24 protein-coding genes are annotated in these 23387 nt (G+C 60.8%); 23 read left to right on the top strand and 1 reads right to left on the bottom strand.

All coding sequences use genetic code 11. The features are described 5' to 3' along the window. Window positions 1-182: 182 nt before the first annotated feature. The 11 genes from coxB (at window position 183) to IEV82_RS13090 (ending at window position 10047) form a co-directional block, all read left to right on the top strand. Window positions 183-1061, top strand: a complete 879-nt coding sequence (gene coxB / locus IEV82_RS13140; RefSeq protein ID WP_188482493.1) for a cytochrome c oxidase subunit II — start codon at window positions 183-185, stop codon at window positions 1059-1061. 77 nt (window positions 1062-1138) lie between these two features. After that, the gene (gene cyoE / locus IEV82_RS13135; protein ID WP_188482492.1) at window positions 1139-2080 is read left to right on the top strand and encodes a heme o synthase; all 942 of its coding nucleotides are present in this window, start codon (window positions 1139-1141) and stop codon (window positions 2078-2080) included. Beyond that, the gene (locus tag IEV82_RS13130) at window positions 2077-2241 is read left to right on the top strand and encodes a cytochrome c oxidase system small membrane protein (protein ID WP_188482491.1); all 165 of its coding nucleotides are present in this window, start codon (window positions 2077-2079) and stop codon (window positions 2239-2241) included. The genes cyoE and IEV82_RS13130 overlap by 4 nt, the downstream gene beginning before the upstream one ends. Beyond that, window positions 2238-2825 carry a cytochrome c oxidase assembly protein gene (locus IEV82_RS13125; RefSeq protein WP_188482490.1) on the top strand — a complete coding sequence of 196 codons (588 nt, stop codon included), beginning with the start codon at window positions 2238-2240 and terminating at the stop codon, window positions 2823-2825. Before IEV82_RS13130 ends, IEV82_RS13125 begins: the two co-directional genes overlap by 4 nt. Window positions 2826-2847: 22 nt before the next feature. Beyond that, a complete protein-coding gene (locus IEV82_RS13120; protein WP_188482489.1) occupies window positions 2848-3648 on the top strand; it encodes a cytochrome c oxidase subunit 3 in 801 nt (266 codons plus the stop codon). 102 nt (window positions 3649-3750) lie between these two features. Then, window positions 3751-4428 (top strand): SURF1 family protein, encoded by a 678-nt coding sequence (locus IEV82_RS13115; protein ID WP_188482488.1) that lies wholly within the window; start codon window positions 3751-3753, stop codon window positions 4426-4428. A gap of 6 nt (window positions 4429-4434) precedes the next feature. Further along, window positions 4435-5823 carry a threonine synthase gene (thrC, locus tag IEV82_RS13110; RefSeq protein ID WP_188482487.1) on the top strand — a complete coding sequence of 463 codons (1389 nt, stop codon included), beginning with the start codon at window positions 4435-4437 and terminating at the stop codon, window positions 5821-5823. Continuing rightward, a complete protein-coding gene (locus IEV82_RS13105; protein ID WP_188482486.1) occupies window positions 5820-7082 on the top strand; it encodes a M16 family metallopeptidase in 1263 nt (420 codons plus the stop codon). Before thrC ends, IEV82_RS13105 begins: the two co-directional genes overlap by 4 nt. Continuing rightward, window positions 7082-7666, top strand: a complete 585-nt coding sequence (locus tag IEV82_RS13100; RefSeq protein WP_188482485.1) for a GNAT family N-acetyltransferase — start codon at window positions 7082-7084, stop codon at window positions 7664-7666. Before IEV82_RS13105 ends, IEV82_RS13100 begins: the two co-directional genes overlap by 1 nt. Window positions 7667-7770: 104 nt before the next feature. Then, window positions 7771-8607, top strand: coding sequence for an MBL fold metallo-hydrolase (locus IEV82_RS13095; protein WP_229747789.1), 837 nt, complete (start codon window positions 7771-7773; stop codon window positions 8605-8607). Between the two features lie 18 nt (window positions 8608-8625). Beyond that, entirely contained in the window at window positions 8626-10047 is a 1422-nt protein-coding gene (locus tag IEV82_RS13090; RefSeq protein ID WP_188482484.1) for an FAD-binding oxidoreductase, read from the top strand. On the opposite strand, the gene IEV82_RS13085 is transcribed toward IEV82_RS13090, so the two are convergent. Beyond that, window positions 10039-10848 (bottom strand): lytic transglycosylase domain-containing protein, encoded by an 810-nt coding sequence (locus IEV82_RS13085; protein ID WP_188482483.1) that lies wholly within the window; start codon window positions 10846-10848, stop codon window positions 10039-10041. The two genes, IEV82_RS13090 and IEV82_RS13085, sit on opposite strands and share 9 nt — an antisense overlap. A 356-nt stretch (window positions 10849-11204) precedes the next feature. Between IEV82_RS13085 and IEV82_RS13080 the strand changes: the two genes are divergently transcribed. The 12 genes from IEV82_RS13080 (at window position 11205) to IEV82_RS13025 (ending at window position 23245) form a co-directional block, all read left to right on the top strand. Next, window positions 11205-11399, top strand: a complete 195-nt coding sequence (locus IEV82_RS13080; protein WP_188482482.1) for a Flp family type IVb pilin — start codon at window positions 11205-11207, stop codon at window positions 11397-11399. A 497-nt stretch (window positions 11400-11896) separates the two neighbouring features. Continuing rightward, on the top strand, window positions 11897-12754 hold the full coding sequence (gene cpaB / locus IEV82_RS13075) for a Flp pilus assembly protein CpaB (RefSeq protein ID WP_188482481.1): 858 nt from the start codon (window positions 11897-11899) through the stop codon (window positions 12752-12754). Window positions 12755-12948: 194 nt separating this feature from the next. Then, window positions 12949-14370, top strand: coding sequence for a type II and III secretion system protein family protein (locus IEV82_RS13070; protein ID WP_188482480.1), 1422 nt, complete (start codon window positions 12949-12951; stop codon window positions 14368-14370). Window positions 14371-14374: 4 nt separating this feature from the next. Beyond that, window positions 14375-15049 carry an OmpA family protein gene (locus IEV82_RS13065; protein ID WP_188482479.1) on the top strand — a complete coding sequence of 225 codons (675 nt, stop codon included), beginning with the start codon at window positions 14375-14377 and terminating at the stop codon, window positions 15047-15049. 192 nt (window positions 15050-15241) lie between these two features. After that, a complete protein-coding gene (locus IEV82_RS13060; protein ID WP_188482478.1) occupies window positions 15242-16477 on the top strand; it encodes a CpaE/TadZ family protein in 1236 nt (411 codons plus the stop codon). An 11-nt stretch (window positions 16478-16488) separates the two neighbouring features. Continuing rightward, a complete protein-coding gene (locus tag IEV82_RS13055; protein ID WP_188482477.1) occupies window positions 16489-17931 on the top strand; it encodes a TadA family conjugal transfer-associated ATPase in 1443 nt (480 codons plus the stop codon). A gap of 2 nt (window positions 17932-17933) precedes the next feature. Continuing rightward, window positions 17934-18902 (top strand): type II secretion system F family protein, encoded by a 969-nt coding sequence (locus tag IEV82_RS13050; RefSeq protein WP_188482476.1) that lies wholly within the window; start codon window positions 17934-17936, stop codon window positions 18900-18902. 10 nt (window positions 18903-18912) lie between these two features. Continuing rightward, window positions 18913-19896, top strand: coding sequence for a type II secretion system F family protein (locus IEV82_RS13045; RefSeq protein ID WP_188482475.1), 984 nt, complete (start codon window positions 18913-18915; stop codon window positions 19894-19896). Then, window positions 19893-20453, top strand: coding sequence for a tetratricopeptide repeat protein (locus IEV82_RS13040; RefSeq protein WP_188482474.1), 561 nt, complete (start codon window positions 19893-19895; stop codon window positions 20451-20453). The genes IEV82_RS13045 and IEV82_RS13040 overlap by 4 nt, the downstream gene beginning before the upstream one ends. A gap of 27 nt (window positions 20454-20480) precedes the next feature. Next, entirely contained in the window at window positions 20481-21341 is an 861-nt protein-coding gene (locus IEV82_RS13035) for a tetratricopeptide repeat protein (RefSeq protein ID WP_188482473.1), read from the top strand. An 8-nt stretch (window positions 21342-21349) separates the two neighbouring features. Then, window positions 21350-21841: a prepilin peptidase gene (locus tag IEV82_RS13030; RefSeq protein ID WP_188482472.1), complete on the top strand. Its 492-nt coding sequence runs from the start codon at window positions 21350-21352 to the stop codon at window positions 21839-21841. A 99-nt stretch (window positions 21842-21940) separates the two neighbouring features. Next, window positions 21941-23245, top strand: coding sequence for a DUF8689 domain-containing protein (locus IEV82_RS13025; protein ID WP_188482471.1), 1305 nt, complete (start codon window positions 21941-21943; stop codon window positions 23243-23245). The last annotated feature ends 142 nt before the right edge of the window (window positions 23246-23387 follow it).

The following is a 23387-nucleotide window of genomic DNA, read 5'->3' as shown; positions in this document are numbered from 1 at the left end:
CCCCCAGGGTGAAAATTGATCCAGATCAAGGAAAGCGCGTTTTTGCCGCAAGCAAGCTTCTTTCACTGCTGCCCAGAATATGGTTTTAACCGCTCCCAAGACAACGGGAGCTTCGGATTGGCTTATGCCACCCTTGGGCTACCTTGCAACATGACCATATACGCAACCGATCAGGGTAAGACATGCAACTCAAATCTTTGCTCCTGGGTCTGGCCACCACCTTCGCCGCCACCCCGACGTTTGCCCAGCAAACGCTCGAGACTATCGGCCGTCCGGTGGACCGGGGTACAGGCTTTCAACCCGCGGCAACCGAACTCGCGCGCGACCTTCAATGGCTCGACGGGATGATCAACATCATCATCATTGCCATCGTTCTGTTCGTGACGGCGCTGCTGGCCTACTGCATCGTGCGCTACAACCGGCGCTCGAACCCCAACCCCTCCAGCTTTACGCACAACACATCGATCGAGATCGCGTGGACCGTCGGTCCGATCCTGATCCTGGTGTTCATCGGTGCCTTCTCGCTCCCGGTGCTGTTCAAGCAGCAGGAAATCCCCGAAGGCGACCTGACCATCAAGGTCACCGGCTACCAGTGGTACTGGGGCTATGAATATGTGGGCGAAGACCTCGCCTATGACGGCTACATGATCGGCTCGCCTTTCACCGGTGGCGACAACCGCATGAGCCCCGACGTCGAGGCGCAGCTGATCGAAGCGGGTTACCAGAAAGAGGATTTCCTTCTGGCCACCGATACCGCCGTGATCGTGCCCGTCGGCAAGACCGTCGTGATGCAGGTCACGGGCGCGGACGTGATCCATTCCTGGACCATCCCGGCCTTCGGTGTGAAGCAGGACGCGATCCCCGGTCGTCTGGCGGAACTGTGGTTCACTGCCGAGAAGGAAGGCGTCTATTTCGGCCAGTGCTCCGAGCTTTGCGGCCAGGCGCATGCCTATATGCCGATCACCGTCAAGGTCGTGAGCGAAGCCACCTATGACGCGTGGCTCGAAGCCTCCAAGGCCGAGGGCGGGTATGTCGATGTCCGCACGCTTCTGACCAACTGACCACGTTTCGGCGCACGCGGAGTGACCGCGTGCGCCCTATCGACAGGCCAACCTGACCCAACGCAGGCAAGACACACGTGACCGATACAAGCATCAACACCACGGTACGCAGCGCCGAGAACGACGCGCAGTTCAGCGATTTCTTTGCGCTTCTCAAGCCGCGCGTGATGACGCTTGTCGTGTTCACGGCTTTTGTCGGACTGCTGGCGGCACCGACCCCGGTGCACCCGTTCATTGCATTCTGCGCGATCCTGTTCATCGCCATCGGAGGCGGCGCATCGGGCGCGCTGAACATGTGGTGGGATGCCGATATCGACGCCGTGATGAAGCGCACCCAGCACCGCCCGATCCCTGCGGGCAAGGTCACGGGCGAAGAAGCCTTTGCCATCGGTATGGCGCTGTCGGTGTTTTCGGTCGTGTTCCTTGGCCTGGCGACCAACTGGGTCGCGGCGGGGCTCCTGGCCTTCACCATCTTCTTCTACGTCGTGATCTACACGATGTGGCTCAAGCGCTGGACACCGCAGAACATCGTCATCGGCGGTGCTGCTGGCGCCTTCCCTCCGATGATCGGCTGGGCTGCGGCAACCGGCGGCGTGAGCGTCGAGTCGGTGCTGATGTTCTGCCTGACCTTCATGTGGACGCCGCCGCATTTCTGGGCACTGGCGCTGTTCATGCGCAAGGACTACGATAATGCCGACGTGCCGATGCTGACCGTGACCCACGGTCGCCGGGCGACGCGCAACCACATTCTGGTCTACACGGTGCTGCTGGCGATCCTTGCCGTGGCGGCAGGCTTCACCTCGATTGGCGGGCCGGTCTACATCGCCACGTCCGTCGTGCTCAACGCGATGTTCCTTCGCGGAGCGCTCCAGATCTGGCGCCGGGACGAGGACATGTCGGAAGAGGACAATTTTCTTGCAGAACGCAAGTTCTTCAAACTGTCGCTTCTCTATCTCTTCGCGCATTTCGGCGCGATCCTGATTGAAGCGGGTCTCGACAAATTCGGGGTATGGGCATGAGCCTGTCAAAACAACATGACCTGCATGAGCGCCGTTTCGGCCGCAACGTAGGTGTCGGTGTGGTCCTTGTGGGCCTGATCGCCATCGTGTTCGGTCTGACGGTTGTCAAAGTCACAAACGGGGATTTCGAAACCCCGGCAACCACAACGGTGAGTGAATGAAGGCGCTTGATCCGAAGAAGAAAACCGCCCTTCAGGGCATTGCCGTCGTTGTCTTCATGGGCGCGCTGGCCTGGGCCTCCGTCCCGCTATACGACTGGTTCTGCCGGGTCACCGGGTTTGGCGGTACCACCAATGTCGCCGAGGCAGGCAGCGTGGAGATTGTGGATCGTACCATCAAGGTCCGGTTCGACGCCTCCAAGGAACGCGGCATGCCGTGGGAATTCAAGCCGATGCAGTACGAGGTCGAACTGCGCCTTGGCGAAGAGGGTCTGGCCTTCTACGAAGCCTACAACCCCACCGACCGCCCGGTTGCGGGCACCGCAAGCTACAACGTCGCGCCCTATGGCGCTGGCCTCTATTTCTCGAAAATCGCGTGTTTCTGCTTTGAAGAGCAGATACTGATGCCGGGCGAACGGGTGGAGATGCCGGTAAGCTTCTTCATCGACCCCGAGATCATGAACGACACCGACGCGAAATTCGCAAAACACATCACCCTGTCCTACACGTTCCACGAGATCGACCTGCCTGAAGCAACGCAGGCGATGCTCGACGCGGAAACGACCGACAGCGGTTCTCTGAACTAACGCCTAGCCACGAGGGACCAAAATGGCGCACGCAAAAGATCATGACTATCACATCCTGAACCCGTCCGTCTGGCCGTTCCTCGGCGCGGTTGCCGGGTTCGTGATGCTGTTCGGAGCCGTCCTGTGGATGCACGGCAGCGGACCGTGGATGTTCCTTATCGGGCTTGTCGGCGTTCTTTACGTCATGTTCGGCTGGTGGGCCGATGTCGTGGCGGAAAGCCATGTGGGCGACCACACACCGGTGGTGCGGATCGGCCTGAAATACGGCTTCATCCTGTTCATCATGTCCGAAGTGATGTTCTTCGCCGCATGGTTCTGGAGCTTCTTCAAGCACGCGCTCTACCCGATGGGACCGGACAGCCCGGCCATAGACGGTGTCTGGCCACCGGTCGGGATCGAGACATTCGACCCCTGGCACCTGCCCCTGATCAACACGCTGATCCTGCTCTGCTCGGGTGCTGCGGCGACATGGGCACACCACGCGCTGGTGCACGAGGACAATCGCGAAGACATGAAGTGGGGCCTGATCCTCGCCATTGCACTTGGCGCGATCTTCACCGTGCTGCAGGTCTACGAATACACCCATGCGGGTTTCGGCTTTGCCGGTAATATCTACGGCGCCAACTTCTTCATGGCGACCGGCTTTCACGGTGCGCACGTCGTGATCGGGACGATCTTCCTGTTCGTCTGCCTGCTGCGCCTGATGCGCGGGCATTTCACTCAGGAAAAACATATCGGTTTCGAAGCAGCGGCCTGGTACTGGCACTTTGTCGACGTGGTGTGGCTGTTCCTTTTTGCCGCCATCTACGTCTGGGGCCAGTAACCTGACGCATCCGGGGCGTTCCGGCTTGAACGGGGCACCCCAACAAGGATAAAGCAAGGCGCGCCGGATCGGCGCGCCTTTGTCACTCTCAGGAGCCTCCCTTTGTCCCGTATCGCCCTGCCTCTTCTGACCGGTCTGATCGGCACTGCCATCCTTGTCTGGCTGGGTGCATGGCAATTGCAGCGGCTGGATTGGAAACAGGGCATCCTGAACCAGATCGAAAGCCGTATCGGCGGCGATCCGGCCCCCCTGCCCGCAATCGGCAATCCCGATGCCGACCGCTATCAGCCTGTGCAGTTGACCGGTACGGTTGAGGCGGACGAGTTGTACGTTCTGGTTTCTCAAAAGCGGATCGGCGCGGGCTACCGGGTGATTTCGCCCTTCGTGACAGACGAAGGCCGCCGCATCCTGCTGGATCGCGGGTTCATACCCGTGGCGGACCGCGACACCGCCCGCGACGGCGGCGAAAAGGACGTGACAGGCAACCTGCACTGGCCAGATGACCGAACCTCGTCGACCCCCGAAAATGACATCGCCGGAAACACATGGTTCGCCCGCGACATCGACCTGATGGCCGAGGCGCTGAACACCGAGCCGCTGTTGGTGATTGCCCGCAACATGTCGCCAGCCGATCCCGGCGTGACGCCTCTGCCAGTGGACACGAGCGGCATTCCGAACGATCACCTGCAATACGCGATCACGTGGTTCTCGCTGGCGGCGGTCTGGCTGATCGGAACCATCGCGCTGGTATGGCGCTTGCGAAAGACGAAGGAAGGCTGAAGCCCGATGCAGTATATCTCGACCCGTGGCAAAGCCCCGGCACTTGGTTTCGAAGACACGATGCTGTCGGGGCTGGCCCGTGATGGCGGGCTTTACGTGCCCGAAACCATCCCGACGCTCAGCACCGCCGACATCCGCGCCATGCACGGGCTGTCCTACGAAGAGATCGCGTTCCGCGTGATGCGCCCGTTCGTGGGAGATGCGTTTACCGATGAGGTCTTCGCGGACCTGATCACCAAGGCCTATGCGGGGTTTGGCCATGATGCCCGCGCACCCTTGGTGCAGCTGGGCAATGGCCATTTCCTGCTGGAACTGTTCCACGGCCCGACGCTGGCGTTCAAGGATTTCGCCATGCAGTTGATCGGCCAGATGTTCCAGGAGGCGCTCAGCCGCAGTGGCAAGCGCGTGACCATCGTGGGCGCGACGTCGGGCGACACCGGGTCCGCCGCGATCGAGGCGTTCCGGGGCCTGGATGCCGTGGATGTGTTCATTCTCTACCCGCATGACCGCATCTCGGAGGTTCAGCGCCGCCAGATGACGACGCCCACCGAGTCGAACGTTCACGCAATGGCGCTGGACGGCGATTTCGACGATTGTCAGGCGCGGCTCAAGGACATGTTCAACGATTTCGACTTCCGCGACGACGTGCGGCTGGCGGGGGTGAATTCAATCAACTGGGGTCGCGTGCTGGCGCAGGTGGTCTACTACTTCTCCTCCGCCGTGAGCCTCGGTGCACCGGATCGCAAGATCAGCTATTCCGTGCCCACCGGCAATTTCGGCGACATCTTCGCGGGCTACATCGCCAAGCGTATGGGCCTGCCGATCGACCGGCTGGTGGTTGCGACCAACCAGAACGACATCCTGCACCGCTGCCTCAGCACCGGAGGCTATGTCACCGATCGGGTGACACCGTCGATCAGCCCGTCGATGGACATTCAGGTGTCGTCGAACTTTGAACGCGCGCTGTTCGACGCCTATGACCGCGACGGCAACGCGGTGGCGCAGCTGATGAACGAGCTCAAGGCGGGCGGCTTTCATGTGAGCCAGGGCGCGATGGACGTGCTGCGCGACCATTATGACAGCGGGCGCGTGAGCGAGGACGAAACGCTGGCGACGATCCGACAAGCGCAAGACCACATGGGCGAATTGCTCTGTCCGCATTCGGCCATCGGTGTCGCCGTCGCCGAAGCGCAGCGCGATCCGAACGTGCCGATGATCACTCTGGCCACGGCACATCCCGCGAAATTCCCCGACGCCGTCGAAAAGGCCAGCGGCCTTCGCCCGCCCCTGCCCGACCGAATGGCAGACCTTTTCACTCGTGAGGAACGCGTGACGCGCGTACCCAACGACCTGACCCAACTTGAAACCTTCATCAAAGATCGGATCGCCTCTTGACCGTCCAGACCGCCACACTCTCCAACGGCTTTCGTATTGTGACCGAGCATATGCCCGGTCTGGAAAGCACAGCCATCGGCATCTGGATCACGGCAGGTGGGCGCCATGAACGACCCGAACAGAACGGCATCGCGCATTTCCTCGAACACATGGCGTTCAAGGGCACGGCCACGCGCAGCGCATTGCAGATCGCCGAGGCGATCGAAGATGTGGGCGGCTACATCAACGCCTATACCTCGCGCGAGGTGACCGCCTATTATGCGCGCGTGTTGCGCAATGACGTCAGCCTCGCACTGGATGTGGTGGCGGATATCCTGCGCAACCCGGTCTTCGACCCCAAGGAGATCGAGGTCGAACGCCACGTGATCCTGCAGGAAATCGGTCAGGCGGCGGACACGCCGGACGACATCATCTTCGACTGGTTGCAGGAAAAGGCCTATCCCGATCAGCCCATCGGCCGCACGATCCTTGGTGAAACCGACCGCGTGTCCGGGTTCACGAAAGACGATCTGGCAACCTTCGTGTCCGAACATTACGGCCCCGATCAGATGATCCTGTCGGCGGCGGGAGCTGTCGATCATGACGCCATCGTGGCACAGGCCGAGGCGCTGTTCGCCGACATGGTGCCCCGCCCGTTCCTGCTGGCGGATGCCGCAAGGTTCCAGGGCGGCGAAAGCCGCAAGGTCAAAGACCTCGAACAGGCGCATCTGGCACTGGCATTCGAGTCGCCGGGTTACCGCGATCCGAATTTCTACACCGCGCAGGTCTATTCCGTGGCGCTGGGTGGCGGCATGTCGAGCCGGCTGTTTCAGGAAATCCGCGAAAAGCGGGGGCTGTGCTATACGATCTTTGCCCAGACCGGTGCCTATTCGGACACCGGGATGACAACGATCTACGCAGGCACCAGCGGCGACGAGATCAAGGACCTGGCCAACCTGACCATCGACGAGATGAAACGCGCCGCAGACGACATGTCCCCCGCCGAGGTGGCCCGCGCCCGTGCACAGATGAAGGCCGGGCTGTTGATGGGGCTGGAAAGCCCGTCCTCGCGGACGGAACGGCTGGCCCGAATGATCCAGATCTGGGGCGAGGTGCCATCGCTGGAAGATACGGTTGCGCGCATCGACAGCGTGACCACAGGCGACGTGCGGACCTTTGGCGAACAGCTGGTGCGCGCGGCCCCGGCAGCGCTGGCGCTTTATGGTCCCGTCGGAGACGCCCCCGACCTGACCGCCCTGTCCCAACGCCGCGTGGCCTGATGCTCAGCCTGCGGCGCAAGCTTCGGCTCGACACCGAGCGGATGGTGCTGCGCCCGCCCATGCACAGCGACTTCACCCCCTGGAGCGCCCTGCGGCGCGACAGCGAGGCGTTCCTTGCCAAATGGGAGCCCAGCTGGGCCGAGGATCACCTGTCGCGCCGGGCCTTCACCAACCGCGTCTACTGGGCCAACCGCGCCATCGGCAACGGATCGGCGGTGCCGCTGTTCCTGCAGCGGCGCGGCGACGACATGCTGCTGGGGGCGATCACGCTCGACAACATCCGGCGCGGGCCTGCACAGGCCGGTACGTTGGGCTATTGGATCGGTCAGCCCTTTGCCCGGCAGGGCTACATGCGCGAGGCGATCGACGCTTTGGTGCATTACGCCTTTGACCGGCTGGACCTGAGCCGCATAGAGGCCGCCTGCCTGCCAGAGAACGCGGCATCGCGGGGTCTTCTGGAAAAAGCAGGCTTCAAGTACGAAGGCGTGGCGCAAAGTTACCTTCAGATCGACGGGCGCTGGCGCACCCATGTGCTCTACGCGGCGCTGCGGCGGGATCGGCGGGGGCGCACCGACGTCGGTTAGGGCAAGACCTTTCTAAAGGTCTTGCCGAAGCGGTTTCCCCGGCGTCACACTTTCACTAGACCGGCCGCCAGACTGCGCTATCTTTGCGTCAGGAGGTAGTTGGTATGCGTTTCAAACCACTCTGGATGGCGCTCGCCGTCGCGATCACGGGCAGCGCCGCGTTTGCGCAGGACAGCCGCAGGTCCAGCCATTGCCTCGCCATCGCCGACGCGACGCCCGGCATCGCCTATGTCCAGAAAGCGTCCTGGACTGCGCCGGTGCCCGAATTTTCGGTACGCATCAACTATGTCGCCCATGCCACCTTCCTGTTGCAGACCCCGGGCGGTCTGGATGTCGCCACGGATTTCACCGGGTTTCTGGGCAACACGCGCCTGATCCCTGACGTGGTGACCATGAACCACGCCCATGACACACATTGGACCGCAAATCCCGATCCGGCGATTCCGCATGTCCTGCCCGGCTGGGGGCCATTCGGCGAAGGCATCGACCATCATCTCGATCTGGGCGAAATGCTGGTGCGCAACGTGTCGACCGATATCCGGTCGCAATTCGGCGGGCAGGAAGACAATGGCAACTCGATCTTCATCTTCGAGGTCGAGGGACTGTGCATCGGACATCTGGGACACCTGCATCACGAACCCAACGATCAGCAATACGCGGCCATCGGCAGGCTCGATGTGGTGATGGTGCCGGTGGATGGCGGCTATACCCTGCCCCGCGAGATGATGGTGCGGATCGTCGACCGGCTCAAATCAAGCATCGTGATCCCGATGCACTGGTTCTCGGGCTTTGCGCTCGAGTCGTTCCTTGAGGAAGTGCAGGACAGTTTCGTGATCGACCGCCGCGACAGTTCTTTTATCGAACTGTCATTGCGCGATCTGCCGTCCCGTCCTACGGTCGTGGTCCTGCGTCCCGAATGGTTGCGTGACGCATCAGAGTAACCTTATCGGAGCCTTGTCATGCCTCGCGATTCTGCCGATAGCGGCTTTATTGATGCGCTGTCGCACCATTTTCCCGCGGATATGTTTGCGCACGCGGAACAATCCTATCTCGAAGAGCCCCGTGGCAGGTTCCAGGGCGCCCGCGGCTTCGTCGCCCGTCCCCGCAGCACCGAAGAGGTCTCGGCACTGGTCAAGGCCTGCGCCGAAGCCGGTGTGGGCATCGTGCCCTATGGCGGCGGCACCGGGCTTGTCGCCGGGCAGATCGCACCCGAGGGTGACGCGGACATGCCGTTGATCCTGTCGCTGGAACGCATGACGACGATCCGCGCGGTCTATCCTCAGGAAAACGTACTGATCGCGGATGCGGGCGTGATCCTCGCCAATATCCAGACGGCAGCGGAAGGGGTGGACAGGCTGTTCCCGCTGTCGCTGGCGTCCGAAGGCTCGGCGCGGATCGGCGGATTGCTGGGCACCAATGCGGGGGGCGTCAATGTCCTGCGCTATGGCAACACCCGCGACCTGTGTCTGGGGCTCGAGGCGGTCATGCCCGACGGGTCGATCTGGCACGGGCTGAAGCGTCTGCGCAAGGACAACACGGGCTATGACCTGCGCAACCTGCTGATCGGCTCCGAAGGCACGCTTGCGGTGATCACAGGCGCGTCGCTCAAGCTGTTCCCGCGTCCGGCCAGCATCGGCACGGCGGTGTTCGTCATCCGCGACGCCGAAGCGGCGCTGGATCTGCTGTCGCTGGCCAAATCCCAGCTGGGCGAAAGCATCAGTGCGTTCGAGTTGATGCACCGCACCGGCCTTGATTTCCTGTCCAAGACCATGCCCGAAGTGCGCAAGCCGTTTGGCGATCACCACCCCGAATGGATGATCCTGATGGATATCGGCCTGCCCAAGGGGCTCGAGCCGCAAGAGGCGCTTGAAACCCTGTTCATGTCCGCAGAGGCCGAGGGGATCGTGTCCGACGCGGTGATCGCCCAATCCGAGGCGCAGCGCACCGAATTCTGGGCGATACGCGAACTGATCCCCGAAGCGAACCGGCGCATCGGCGCTGTCTCCAGCCATGACATATCCGTGCCCTTGGGTGAATTGCCCAGCTTCATCGCACGGGTGCGCCAGTCCATTGCGCAGGTGGGGGATTTCCGGATCAACTGCTTTGGCCATGTCGGCGACGGCAACCTGCATTTCAACGTGTTCCCGCCGGATGGCAAGTCGCGCGACCTGTACCTTGACGAGACCAAGCAGATCAAACGGATGGTCCATGACATCGCCAATGAGCTGGGCGGCACGTTCAGCGCGGAACACGGTGTCGGCCGGGCCAAGAAGGCCGATCTGGCGCGTTATGGCGATCCGGCCAAGCTGGCCGCGATGCGGGCGATCAAGGACGCGCTCGATCCCAAGGGGATCATGAATCCCGGTGCTGTCCTATCGTGACGCGACGCGGAAGACGCATCCGTCGGTGACAAGCTGAGGCGGCGTGAGGCACAGCCCTTTCGCCGTCTGGAACGCCTGCAGCACCTTGGGCACATAGGCGCGGGTTTCGGCATAGTCGGGCACCCCCTTGGCGCGCACCACCGCATTCTCGCCGGCATTGTACCCGGCGAGCACGAGAATGACGTCATTGTCGAACTTCTCCATCAGGAAATCGAGGAACGCGACCCCGCCCTTGATGTTCTGTGTCGGCGACAGACTGTCAGCCACACCAAAGCGCTCGGCCGTGGCGGGCATCAATTGCATCAGCCCCTGCGCCCCCACCGAGCTTTGCGCATCGATGCGGCCCGACGATTCAACCGAGATCACGGCAAGCGCCAGTGCCGGAGACACCCGCGTGCCGACGGTGTGCAGCAGAATGTCCCTGCCGTGTCGTTCGGCGATGGTTTGAAGGTCTTGCAGGCGCGGTCCCGCGATGCCCTGCCCGGAGGGGGGATTGGACAGCCGGATCAATGCGGGCTCAAGCCGCCCCGGCCCCTGCGCGTCGATCGAGGGTGAAATATCGCTCCAGAACCAGGCAAGGGTCTCATCCCCTGGTGCGCGGGGTTGCGGCGCTGCTGCTGGCGGAGCTGCCGGCAGGCGCGGTTCTTGCGGAGCGATCTGGACGGTAATGCGTTTCTGAGCGCCCGAAGAGGGCGGTTTGACCCGCTTGGCCGAGAATTCCGGAAACGGCGGAGGCTCTGCCAAAGCACCACCCGTGCCAAGCCACATGGCGACCAGCGCCAGGACAACATACCGTTTCATGATCAGGCTCCTGCTCGATGCCCGTTTTTCTTAAGATAAGTTATGACACAATCCGGCTATCAATGCCATTTCGTTTCGAATGTGACATCAATTGGCTGGGGCTCTCATGCGAAAATACAGCGTTTTTCAACGAAATTAACTTTTATTGAAAAATTGTTTATAACAAAATCAGTTACTTAAATGATTTTTGATCGCTTTTGATCCAAGCTGCAAAATCGGTCCAATGAGGCCAAACTGCTGCCCCAATCCGGCGGGTATAAGTACTCATCCAAGACGGGATGGAGCGAAAGAGAGAGCGCTCAACATACAGTCCCGAGCTTGGCCAACGTGAGCAAACTAGGACAATGGAGATCAAAATGATCAATTTCATCAAAAACTTCCGTAACGACGAAGACGGTGCCGTGACAGTTGACTGGGTCGTTCTGACCGCCGCTGTTGTTGGCCTTGCGATTGCTGCTTACGGCGCGATCCAGACGAACACCGACGCCGTTCTGACATCCACCGGCGGCGCGGTTCTTGGCGCTCAGGCTTGGCTGCCTGCCGCACCGTAATTTCGGTTACATCCACCCAAAAAGGCGCGCCTCGGCGCGCCTTTTTTTTGTCGAGCCACGGAATGACACTCAATGATGCGGTTTCTCAAGACATTTGCCAAAAGCAACTCAGGCGCCGTTGCGATAGATTGGCTGCTTCTCACAGCGACCGCCGTTGGTCTTGCGATAGGCGCGCTATCGATGATGCAAGCAGACACTCGTACCGCTTCGCGGGACACAGCCGAGACTGTGCTTGAAACGTCCCCAAACCAGGATTGAAGCACCCGCTTCACGGCGCACCCAGCGCCAAAATGCAAACGCGTCCAAACGTGGATCCCGATTGTTTGGACGTATTGCTTTGATCCGCGCACTCACAATCGAGCACGCGCAGACATGACAACGCCTTCTCAATTTCGTCACAATCTGCCCAACAGGCAAACATAATTGTCCGGTATTCCAACATATGAACCATGTTTCCGCACGCGTCCGTGCAATCCCGAAGCATGTAAGGAGGCATTATGCGCATCGTTTTTGGACTTGTCCTTGTCGCGGGCCTGGCTTTGGCCGGTTTCGCTGTTTACATGGCACAGAACTATATCGGCGCCTACCAGACCGCACTTGAACAGGAACGCAACAAGGTCACCGAAAGCGTTCCGGTACAGGACATTTACGTGGCCACGCGGGCGCTGGATTACGGCGAACTCATCACGGATGACGATATCGCTCTGATGCCCTGGCCCAAGGCCACCCTGCCCGAGACTTTCTTTGATGCAACCAAACCGCTGAACGTCGAAGGCGCCGACCTGCGGGTCGCGCTGCGCCCGATCGAAAAGTTCGAAGCCATCATGGAAACCAAGGTCAGCGACCCGGGTGCGGATGCCGGTCTGACCTCGCGCCTCGAACGCGGCCAGCGCGCCTTTGCGATCAAGGTTGACGTGGCTTCGGGGGTATCGGGTTTCCTGCGTCCGACCGACCGGGTCGATGTCTACTGGACAGGCCGGGTCAGAAGCAACAATCCGAACATGCCCAACGGCGAAGTGACCAAGCTGATCGAAACAGGTGTCCGTTTGATCGCCATTGACCAGACCTCCGAGACCGAGACCGCGCAAACCACAATCGCCCGGACCGTGACCGTCGCCGCAAGCCCGCAACAGGTGGCGTCCTTGGCGCAAGCGCAGTCCACGGGACGGCTGTCGCTGTCCCTTTTGGGGCGCAACGATGACACGGTTGCCGAGGTGGTCGAAGTCGATCAACGGTCACTTCTGGGTATCGAAGAACGCGCAGAGGTCGAGATACCACGTTCGATCGAGATTTGTACCATCCGAACGCGCAGGGGTGGCGAAGTGGTCGAAGTGCCCATCCCTTGTACAAACTAAAGGGGTCCACACCCTATTTGGTGTAAAACCGAAAATCCAAATTGGATAAGGCGCAACATTATGTTGCGCCTTATCCACATCAAGCCCCCCTCTGAACTCATTGATTCTTGCAATAAAAGCCGACTTGGCGCAGCTTGTGTGCAATATCGGGCGAAAAGACCCATATCTGAGGCGTGATCGGAAAGGCAGGTCACATGTATACGAGCAGTCCCTTCAAGGCCGTCCTGTTGGGCGCGGTTCTTGCTATTTCTCCGATCGCGCAAACAGCTTTCGCCGAAACATTGCGTGTGATCCGGACCAATACTGAATCGACACTGAACGTTCCCATGAACCGTGCAGTCGTGGTCGAGAGCGAAGTTCCCTTTGCGGAACTCAGCATCGCGAACCCGTCGATCGCCGACATCTCGTCTTTGTCGGACAGGACAATCTACGTGCTGGGCAAAACCCCCGGCACCACGACACTCACCATTCTGGACGGCAACGGCCAGCTGATCACAAATGTGGATGTCCGGGTTGCCCCGGATCTTACCGAATTCAAGGAACGCCTGCGCCAGATCCTTCCGGACGAGAAGATCGAGGTGCGGACAGCGAATGACGGCATCGTGTTGTCGGGCACCGTGTCCAGCACCATCCGGATGCAGCGCGCGCTTGATCTTGCCGCACGCTACGCACCGGAACGGGTGTCGAACCTGATGACCGTCGGTGGCGTGCAGCAGGTGATGCTCAAGGTCCGGTTCGCGGAAATGCAGCGCTCCGTGTCCAAATCGCTCCAAGCCTCGCTGGCGACGGGCGGTTCAGTGCTTGATGGCGATCTGGGGCTAGAACTTGGCACCGGCAACGCATCATCGACGGCGGCCATAGACAGCGTGGCGGAAAAACTTCAGCCGACGGTCGGGCAGCAAGGGGCGATCCTGTTCGGGTTCAACGCCGGCGGGCTCGAGGTGGGCATCCTGCTTGAGGCACTTGAGGCCAAGGGCGTTGTCCGGACCCTTGCCGAACCGAACCTGACCTCGCTTTCGGGCCAGGAAGCGACGTTCCTTGCCGGTGGCGAATACCCTGTTCCGGTTTCCCAGGAAGACGGCGCGATCACCGTCGAGTTCAAACCCTTCGGTGTCGAGCTGAACTTCATTCCGCGCGTTCTGGACGGTGATCTGATCAACCTCGAACTCGAAGCCGCCGTGTCGTCGATCGACCCCAGCAGCGGGATCGATATCGGCGCGATCCGGATTGACGGCTTCACCCGCCGCGAAACCACCACGACGGTCGAGTTGCGCGACGGCGAAAGCTTTGCCATCGCGGGGCTTTTGCAGGATGACTTCCGCGACCTGAACAGCCAGGTTCCGTGGCTGGGCGATATCCCGATTCTGGGTGCCCTGTTCCGCAGCGCCGAATATCAGCGCGAACAGTCGGAACTGGTGATCATCATCACCCCGCATCTGGTGACACCGACCCGCGGCGAAGCGCTTGCTCTGCCGACAGACCGGGTGCGCCCGCCCAGCGAAAAAGACCTGTTCCTGTTCGGTCGCGTCGCCAGCGACTCGCGCAATCTGCGCGGTGCCGCGGGCGAAGTCGCCAAGCAGGATTTCAGCGGCTCCTACGGTTATGTGATGGATTGAGGCGATGACACTTGAAAAGACACTTCGCATCCCACTGGCCCTGACCGGCCTTGCCTTCGTCGCCGCCTGCGCGACCAGCGACCCGGTCTACAGCGCCTTCAACCGCGAGGCCGGGGCGCTTCTGGACACCGGCAATTTCGGCGTCGCGACCATGAACAACGTTCAGATCATGAACGGCGAAAAGCGCTATACTTACGATCTGTCGCAACGCTTTGCGAGCGAGGTCATGACCACGGTGAACTTCGCCTTCAACAGCGCGGTTCTCGACAGCGGCGCGCGGGACACCCTGCGGGAGCAGGCGCATTGGATCCGCCAGTTCCCCGAAGTCACGTTCCGCGTCTATGGCCATACCGACGCCGTGGGCAGCGAAGCCTACAACAAGCGGCTTGGCCTGAACCGGGCACATGCCGTTGTGAACTACCTCGCCACGCAAGGGATCAGCAAGGACCGGCTGGAGGCCGTTGTCTCCTTCGGCGAAACCCAACCGTTGATCGTGACCGAAGGACGCGAAGTTCGCAACCGTCGCACGGTGACCGAGGTTTCGGGCTTTGTCGGCTCGCATCCCTCTGTTCTCGAAGGCAAATATGCCGAGATCATTTACCGCGAATACATCACCAGCGCTGTGCCCAGAACCGGCCTTTCCGGCATCGAAGGCACCGATTTCCAAGCAACACAATAAAGGCACGGCCCCGCAAGGGGCCATGCCATCGGCCTGAAATACCGTACAATTTTGGTAATTCGGCCCCAATGTTGCCAAGTTTTCCAACGACTTTCTGACAGTAGCAGTCCTTCCCGACCGAGTCGGGATTGACGCTCTTGATCCGTGCAAAATGCCGGTCACGGGCGTCGCAAGTCAGAGGAAACGAGGCAAATGACGAGTATCCTTCCAAGCACCCCGCAGCCCGCGCCGCTTGTTGCGTGCACGATCAGTCGGGATGTTCAGGAATTCGATCTGCTGATTGAAGACATGGAAGCCGTTCTGGGCGAAGCCTGGGGCGATCTTGGCTTCGATGAGGCCATGCATTTCTTCACGCAGGTAGAAGGCGCCAATCTGGAATTCGTGGCACTGGCCATCGACGAAGACGACGAAGCGAATGTCGAACACCTGTCCGCCATCATTGCAGCAGCCAAGGCCCGCAACATCAAGGTCGTGCTGATCGCCCATGATGTCACGCCATCGGCGCTGCATCATCTCTTGCGCCAGGGCGCCGACGAATTCGTCCCCTACCCGCTTCCCGAAGGTGAGCTCGAAGCGGCCATCGGGCGGATGCGCGCGCCCGACTCTGCCGCCTCTTCCCGCAACGGGTCCAAGGTCAAGCTGTCCCATGACGGCGACGGCGTGATCATCGCGGTTCAGGGCATGGCCGGCGGATGCGGGGCAAGCACTTTTGCGACCAATCTCGCATGGGAACTGGCCACGGTCTCCAAGACCAAATCGCCCAAGGTCTGCATCATCGACCTCGGCCTGCAATTCGGCTCGGTTTCGACCTATCTCGACGTGCAGCGGCGCGAGGCGGTGCTGGAACTCCTCTCCGACATCGACTCGATGGACGAGGACAGCTTTGGACAGGCGCTTGTGACCTTCGAGGACAAGCTGCACGTCTTCACCTCACCCGCCGATCTGCCACCGCTCGACATCATTGGCCAGACCGAGGTGCAGGCGCTGCTGGACACCGCCGCGCGCCATTTCGACTTTGTCGTGATCGACATGCCACCCAGCCTTGTTCAGTGGTCCGAAACCGTGCTCTGCGCAGCGCAGGTCTATTTCGGCGTGATCGAACTCGACATGCGGTCGGCGCAGAACACCTACCGGCTCAAGCGCGCGCTTCAGGCCGAAGACCTGCCCTTCGACAAGATCCGCTTTGTGCTGAACCGGGGTCCGAAATTCACCGATCTCCAAGGCAAAAGCCGCCTGAAGAGGATGCAGGAAAGCCTTGAAATCTCGGTCGATCTGCATCTGCCGGATGGTGGCCGCGCGGTCTCGGAAGCGGGCGATCACGGTCAGCCACTGGGGCTTCAGCAGCCCAAGAACGCGTTGCGCAAGGAAATCGCAAAGCTGGCCCAGTCACTCTACGAAGTCGGCCGTTCCGATGCTGAAGCTGCCTGAGGAGGACAGACATGTTTTCTCGTTACAAGAAATCGACCGTCGAGGTCGTTCCCGCAGCCAAGGCCCCCGCGGTCAAGGCTGAAACTCCGGCGAATTCGTCCGGCCCGGCCAAGGCACTGCGCAAGGTGCTGCCGCAAAAGGCGGCCGTTGCGGAATCGGCGGACCGTGACAAGAAACGCAAGGAACGTCTGGGCGAGATCAAGCTGGAGCTGCACCGCGCGCTTCTGGACAACCTGAACCTCGCCGCGCTGGATCAGGCGACCGAAGCCCAGCTCAAGGAAGAAATCAACGCGATCACCAACGAAAGCCTGCAGGAAAGAGGCATGGTGCTCAACCGCGAAGAGCGGGTGGCGCTGAACCAGGAACTTTACGACGAGGTCAAGGGTCTCGGCCCGCTCGAGACCTTGCTGAAAGACGAAACCGTCAGCGATATTCTCGTCAACGGCCCGCATCAGATATTCGTCGAACGGTCGGGCAAGCTGCAACTCAGCGACGTGACCTTCAAGGATGAAAAGCACCTGATGCGGATCATCGACAAGATCGTGTCCGCCGTGGGCCGTCGTGTCGATGAATCCAACCCCTATGTGGACGCCCGTCTGCAGGACGGGTCGCGTTTCAACGCCATGGTGCCGCCGATTGCGGTGGACGGGTCACTGGTCTCGATCCGCAAGTTCAAGACCGACAAGCTGAGCATCGACGATCTGGTCAATTTCGGCGCCTTCACCGAGGAAATGGCCGTCTACCTGCAAGCCGCCGTGGCGACGCGTCTCAACATCATCGTGTCCGGCGGTACGGGTTCGGGTAAAACCACCACGCTCAACGCGCTGTCTTCGTTCATCGACGACAGCGAACGCATCCTGACAATCGAGGACACGGCGGAACTTCAGCTGCAACAGTCCCACGTGGGCCGCATGGAAAGCCGCCCGCCCAACGTCGAAGGCAAAGGTGCGGTCACACCGCGCGACTGTCTCAAGAACGCGCTGCGGATGCGCCCCGACCGCATCATCGTCGGGGAAACCCGTGGCGAGGAAGTGATCGACATGCTGCAGGCCATGAACACCGGCCATGACGGGTCGATGACCACGATCCACGCCAACTCTGCCCGCGACGGTGTGAGCCGTCTGGAAAACATGATCGCCATGGCTGGCATCGAAATGCCGCTCAAGGCGATGCGATCGCAGATTTCGTCGGCTGTGAACCTGATCGTGCAGGCCTCGCGCCTGCAGGACGGCTCGCGGCGGATGACGTCGATCACCGAGATCACCGGGATGGAAGGCGAGGTCATCTCGATGCAGGAACTCTTCCGCTTCCAGCGTGTCGGCCTGACCCCGGAGAACAAGATCATCGGCCATTTCACGGCCACGGGCGTGCGGTCCAACTATGCCGAACGCTTCAAGATGTGGGGCTACGACCTGCCCCCGTCGATCTATGAACCCTTCAACGGGAACCACTGACCATGACACTCAGCGCAGAACCCATCGTCTACGGCCTGATCTTCATCGCCGTGCTGGTCCTTGTCGAAGGCGTCTACCTTGTTGCCTTCGGCAAGACGATCAGCCTGAACAAGCGCGTCAATCGCCGCCTCGAGATGCTCGACAAGGGCACCAAGCGCGACGAAGTGCTGGCCAAACTCCGCAAGGAGATGGACCAGCACATGAGTTCGCGCGGTCTGCCGCTCTATTCGATTCTCGCGGACCGGGCCCAGAAGGCGGCAATCGCCTTTACGCCGCAACAACTGATCCTCGTGATGATCGGCGTCAGCGTCGTGGCCTTTGTCGGTCTGACGGTCGGAACCGAGGCGGGCTTTGCCGTGCGTGTCGTGATGGGTCTGGCGATGGGTGTCGGCGGCGTGTTCTTCTGGATCAACAGCAAGGCCAAGAAACGCATCAGCCTGATCGAGGAACAGCTTCCCGATGCCGTGGAACTGATGGTGCGCTCCTTGCGGGTCGGACATCCGTTTTCATCCGCGATTTCGATCGTCTCCAAGGAAATCAAGGACCCTCTTGCGACCGAGTTCGGCCTCATCGCCGACGAATCCAGCTACGGCCGCGATATCGGCGAGGCACTCAAGGCCATGGCCGAACGGCTCGACATGCAGGATTTGCGCTTCCTCGCGGTTGCGGTGGCGATCCAGCAGCAGTCGGGTGGTAACCTTGCCGAGATCCTCGAAGGTCTGGCCAAGGTGATCCGCGCGCGGTTCCGCCTGTTCCGCCGCGTGAAGGCCATCACCGCCGAGGCGCAATGGTCCGGCAAGTTCCTGTCCGGCTTCCCCGTGGGAGCGCTGATCGTCATCCAGGTGACCGATCCCAACTACTACGACGATGTGATCGACCACCCGTGGTTCATCCCTGCGTGTTTCGTTGTGGGTGCCTTCCTGATCGTCAACCTGATCGTGATGCGCGCGCTCGTGAATATCAAAGTCTGAGGTCCGAACCATGCAAGCTTTCAACCAATTCGCCTACAACCTGCTGGGACCCGCCGGTCCGATGATCCTCATCGCCGGTCTGGGCATGCTGTTGCTGGTTCTCGCGATCCCGATGTTCTTCATGTCGCGCGCCAACCCGATGGACCGACTGAACAACCAGTCCGGACGCCAGGAGGTCGATGCCGCCACCCGCGCGGTGCTGCGGGACAAGCAGAAGAACCAGAAGCTCAACAAATACGCGCAATTCCTCGAACCGCAGGACGCCAAGGAACTGTCCGATGTTCGTTTGAAGCTGTTGCAGGCGGGCTACCGGACCAAGGACGCCGTTCAGGTCTACTACTTTGCCCAGTTCGTTCTCGGGATCGGTGGTCTGATCATTGGTGTCGCGTATTTCTACCTCGCCCTTGATCCCACGACCGCGACCACCCAGCAGACCGTGATGTATACGCTTGGGCCGGGCGCTGCGGGCTACATGTTCCCGAAATACTGGATCACCAGCCGGGTGCAGAAACGCCAGGAGGAAATCGAAAGCGGTTTCCCCGACAGCCTCGACATGATGCTGGTCTGCGTCGAAGCCGGTCAGTCGATGGATCAGTCCATCGTGCGGGTCAGCAAGGAACTGCGCGCCTCCTATCCCAGCCTCGCGGATGAATTCGAACTGGTCAGCCACGAAATGAAGGCCGGCAAGGACAAGAGCGTGGTTCTGAACGACATGGGCGAACGCTGCGGCGTTCAGGACGTGATGTCCTTTGTCACCGTTCTGAACCAGAGCCAGAGCTTCGGCACCCCGATTTCCGACGCGCTGCGGGTCTATGCGTCCGAAATGCGCGACAAACGCGTTATGCGTGCCGAAGAGAAGGCAAACAAGTTGCCAACCAAAATGACATTGACCACAATGATGCTGACGGTGCCGCCGCTGTTGATCATCCTCGTTGGTCCTTCGGTCCTCGGCATCCAACAACTCGGCAGTCTCGGGAGTTCGGTGGGGCAATGACTTTAGGCCGATTATGGCCCGCCTTCATTCTGATCGGATTGGCCGCCTGTTCACCAGGCGGCTTTTCCACGTCTGACGACGCGGTGTTCGCGCCCAGCGTCGACCCGCGGGGCGCGGTTGTCGATCAGCTGACCGTGGGCCATCGCCTCATGGCGGCGCGAGAATACGAACTTGCGCTCAGCTCGTTCAGCCTTGCGGCGGCGGAACAGGGGCTGACCCCCGAAGTCCTGCTGTCCATGGGGTCTGCAAACCTTGCCCTCGGGCGGCTCAATCAGGCCGAAGACCTGCTCAGACGCGCCACCAAGGACGATCCCGAAAGCCCCGATGCGTGGAACAATCTTGGCGTTGTGCTGATCGAAACCGGCAAGACAGCCGAAGCCGCGCAGGTGTTTCGCAGGGCCTTCGCGCTCGACAATGGCGAAAGTGTTGCAATTCGGGACAATCTGCGCTTGGCTCTCGCAAAAATGGAAAATTCGCAGTACACTGCGGAAATAGAACAAGAATACAAACTTGTGCGGCGCGGCAGCAGTGATTTCCTAATCCGCCCGACACGGTAATGAGGCAGAGCAGTAAAGGACGCAAAAATGCGCCATCCCTTTATAGTAACCCTGTGTCTAACAGGGGCGGTCGTACTGTCCGGGTGCGAAAAAGGCATTGATACCGAAGCGGTTGACCGTGAATTCCAAGGCGTCAACGTCATCGACGGCACCAATCTGAACGAGGTGATGCTGTCTGTCTCGGACCCCAACGAAGCGGTGTCCTATTTCCAGCGCGCCAGCAGCGGCGACCCGGATCGGATCGACCTTGCGCGCGGTCTGGCCCTGTCGCTGATCCGCGCCAAACGCCACACCGAAGGTGTTGCAGCATGGGCACGTGTCGTAGATAACACAGCATCCACCGCCGATGACCGTGTCGAACTGGCCGATGCCCTGATCCGCAACAATGAATGGGAACGCGCGGAAACGGTCCTGAACGCCATTCCGCCCACCCACGAAACCTACAAGCGCTACCGGCTCGAAGCGATGATCGCCGACAGCAAGCAGCAGTGGGACAAGGCAGACAGCTTCTACGAAACGGCGGTGGGTCTCACGACGACACCGGCCTCGGTGATGAACAACTGGGGCTTCTCCAAGCTGACGCGCGGTGATTTTTCCGGTGCCGAACGGCTTTTCACCGAAGCGATCCGCAACGAGGAATCCCTGTTCACCGCCAAGAACAACCTTGTTCTGGCCCGAGGTTCGCAGGGCAATTACGTGCTGCCGGTCGTGCCCATGACCCAGATCGAACGCGCCGAGTTGTTGCACACGATGGGACTTGCAGCGGTCAAGCGAGGCGACGTGGTGACCGGCCAGGGCCTGCTGCGCGAAGCCATCGAAACCCATCCGCAACATTTCGAAGCTGCGGCCCGGAGCCTGAACGCGCTTGAAACCAATGTCGTGAACTGAGCCGCCGCATGGACATCTCGGCGTTCTCGGCTTTGGTTTTCCTGCCATTCGTTCTTCCGCTTTGCGTCTACGTGGCATTTTCGGACATGCGCGACATGCGCATTCCGAACGTGATCGTCGTGATCCTCTTCGTGATCTTTGCCGTAGTCGGCCTGATCGCCCTGCCCTTCGACGCCTACCTGTGGCGCTACCTGCACCTTGTCGTGGTGCTTGTGGCGGGTATCGCCCTGAACGCGGGTGGCGCGATGGGCGCAGGCGATGCCAAGTTCGCCGCCGCTGCTGCGCCGTTCATCCATGTCGGAGACCTGCGGCTGCTGATGGCGCTTTTCGCGGCCAACATCCTTGCCGCTTTCGTGGCGCACCGCATCGCCAAGCATTCGGCGCTGCGCACCATCGCACCTCATTGGAAAAGCTGGACAAACCCCAAGTTTCCGATGGGGCTGAGCCTTGGCGGCACTTTGGCGCTCTATCTCGCGCTCGGGGTGTGGTTCGGCAGGTAGATCGCCAACAACCTGTCCCGCCCCAGCCCTTGTGTTGCCACATTGGCCTGTCAGGGTCAGCCAGAGACGATAACTGGCTGAACCGATCCGGGGCTGATCATGAACATGCAAACAAGTGCCGTCATGGCGCCTCCTCCGCCCAAGCGGATGGAAGACATGAAGCTGCAGACGGTCATGATGCGCGACATCATGCTCAAGACGATGTTCCGCAAGAACGTCTCCACCGCGACCGCGATTGCCCAAGGCGTCTGCCTGCCCGTGCCGATCACGCAGGAACTCATCGATTATGCGCGCGGTCAATTGCTGCTTGAGGCGACGGGCACGCTGAACGCCAACAACGGCTCGGAAATGGGCTACCAGCTCACCGATGCAGGCAAGGCCCGCGCGCTGGATGCGCTGGCTCAATCGGAATATTACGGCGCGATGCCGGTGCCGCTGGCCGTCTATGCCGAACAGGTCAAGCGGCAGTCGATCCGCAACATCCACATCTCGCGCCAGCAACTGACCGACGCGATGGGCCACCTGATCCTGCCCCCGGACCTGCTGGGCAATCTGGGCCCGGCGGTGGGCGCAGGCCGATCGATCCTGATGTACGGTCCTCCGGGGAACGGGAAATCCTCGATCTCGAACGGCATCCGCGACGCGATGGGCGACAAGATCTACATCCCGCACGCGATCGAATATGCCGGACAGGTCATCACGGTCTACGACCCGATCGTGCACAGCGCCGCGGAATCCGCCGGTGCGTCGAGCGGGCTGCGCATCACCAACCGGTTCGACACGCGCTACGTGCTCTGTGCACGGCCCACGGTGATCACCGGCGGTGAACTGTCGCTCGACATGCTGGATCTGGTCTACAACCCGACCGCCCGCACCTACCAGGCGCCGCTTCAGCTCAAGTCCACCGGCGGCATCTTCATCGTCGACGACCTTGGCCGTCAGGCCGAACCGCCGCAGAAGCTGGTGAACCGCTGGATTGTTCCGCTGGAAGAGGCGCGCGACATTCTCGCGCTGCAATCGGGCGAAAAGTTCGAGGTGCCGTTCGACACGTTGGTGATTTTCTCGACCAACTTCCACCCGAACGAGATTTTCGACCAGGCCGCGCTGCGCCGGATCTTCTTCAAGATCAAGATCGACGGACCCGATCAGCAGAACTTCCTCAAGATTTTCTCGATGGTCGCGAAGAAGAAACAGATGGCGCTCTGTGAAAAGGCGCTGATCCACCTGCTGAAGAACAAGTATCCAACCATCAGGAACGTCTACGCGAACTACCAACCTGTCTTCCTGATCGACCAGATGATCGCGGTCTGCGACTTTGAAGGCTGGCCCTACAAGATGACGCCGGAACTGATCGACCGCGCCTGGGCGAACATGTTCGTGAAGGATGAAAAGATCGTCAAGTAAGCGCGACGGGTGGATTTTCAGTCAACTGAAAATCACGGACGCGTCAACGCGTCCGCACCGGCGCAGAACGGTTCGTCCGGCGCAGGTGTCCACGGCATCCCGCGCGGGGCAAAAAACGCAAGATTTGCCCTTGACGCCACCG

This window comes from Marivita lacus (assembly GCF_014637725.1).
GTDB lineage: Bacteria > Pseudomonadota > Alphaproteobacteria > Rhodobacterales > Rhodobacteraceae > Marivita > Marivita lacus.
Note: the sequence above shows the minus strand (reverse complement) of the source record. Positions and strands in the feature narration are given on the sequence as shown.

What these genes read in the sequence shown, in the direction of transcription:
- coxB (WP_188482493.1), top strand. Translation starts at nt 183, where the DNA reads ATGCAACTCAAATCTTTGCTCCTGGGTCTGGCCACCACCTTCGCCGCC.
- IEV82_RS13130 (WP_188482491.1), top strand. Translation starts at nt 2,077, where the DNA reads ATGAGCCTGTCAAAACAACATGACCTGCATGAGCGCCGTTTCGGCCGC.
- IEV82_RS13125 (WP_188482490.1), top strand. Translation starts at nt 2,238, where the DNA reads ATGAAGGCGCTTGATCCGAAGAAGAAAACCGCCCTTCAGGGCATTGCC.
- IEV82_RS13120 (WP_188482489.1), top strand. Translation starts at nt 2,848, where the DNA reads ATGGCGCACGCAAAAGATCATGACTATCACATCCTGAACCCGTCCGTC.
- thrC (WP_188482487.1), top strand. Translation starts at nt 4,435, where the DNA reads ATGCAGTATATCTCGACCCGTGGCAAAGCCCCGGCACTTGGTTTCGAA.
- IEV82_RS13100 (WP_188482485.1), top strand. Translation starts at nt 7,082, where the DNA reads ATGCTCAGCCTGCGGCGCAAGCTTCGGCTCGACACCGAGCGGATGGTG.
- IEV82_RS13095 (WP_229747789.1), top strand. Translation starts at nt 7,771, where the DNA reads ATGCGTTTCAAACCACTCTGGATGGCGCTCGCCGTCGCGATCACGGGC.
- IEV82_RS13090 (WP_188482484.1), top strand. Translation starts at nt 8,626, where the DNA reads ATGCCTCGCGATTCTGCCGATAGCGGCTTTATTGATGCGCTGTCGCAC.
- IEV82_RS13085 (WP_188482483.1), bottom strand. Translation starts at nt 10,848, where the DNA reads ATGAAACGGTATGTTGTCCTGGCGCTGGTCGCCATGTGGCTTGGCACG.
- IEV82_RS13080 (WP_188482482.1), top strand. Translation starts at nt 11,205, where the DNA reads ATGATCAATTTCATCAAAAACTTCCGTAACGACGAAGACGGTGCCGTG.
- cpaB (WP_188482481.1), top strand. Translation starts at nt 11,897, where the DNA reads ATGCGCATCGTTTTTGGACTTGTCCTTGTCGCGGGCCTGGCTTTGGCC.
- IEV82_RS13070 (WP_188482480.1), top strand. Translation starts at nt 12,949, where the DNA reads ATGTATACGAGCAGTCCCTTCAAGGCCGTCCTGTTGGGCGCGGTTCTT.
- IEV82_RS13065 (WP_188482479.1), top strand. Translation starts at nt 14,375, where the DNA reads ATGACACTTGAAAAGACACTTCGCATCCCACTGGCCCTGACCGGCCTT.
- IEV82_RS13060 (WP_188482478.1), top strand. Translation starts at nt 15,242, where the DNA reads ATGACGAGTATCCTTCCAAGCACCCCGCAGCCCGCGCCGCTTGTTGCG.
- IEV82_RS13055 (WP_188482477.1), top strand. Translation starts at nt 16,489, where the DNA reads ATGTTTTCTCGTTACAAGAAATCGACCGTCGAGGTCGTTCCCGCAGCC.
- IEV82_RS13050 (WP_188482476.1), top strand. Translation starts at nt 17,934, where the DNA reads ATGACACTCAGCGCAGAACCCATCGTCTACGGCCTGATCTTCATCGCC.
- IEV82_RS13045 (WP_188482475.1), top strand. Translation starts at nt 18,913, where the DNA reads ATGCAAGCTTTCAACCAATTCGCCTACAACCTGCTGGGACCCGCCGGT.
- IEV82_RS13040 (WP_188482474.1), top strand. Translation starts at nt 19,893, where the DNA reads ATGACTTTAGGCCGATTATGGCCCGCCTTCATTCTGATCGGATTGGCC.
- IEV82_RS13035 (WP_188482473.1), top strand. Translation starts at nt 20,481, where the DNA reads ATGCGCCATCCCTTTATAGTAACCCTGTGTCTAACAGGGGCGGTCGTA.
- IEV82_RS13030 (WP_188482472.1), top strand. Translation starts at nt 21,350, where the DNA reads ATGGACATCTCGGCGTTCTCGGCTTTGGTTTTCCTGCCATTCGTTCTT.
- IEV82_RS13025 (WP_188482471.1), top strand. Translation starts at nt 21,941, where the DNA reads ATGAACATGCAAACAAGTGCCGTCATGGCGCCTCCTCCGCCCAAGCGG.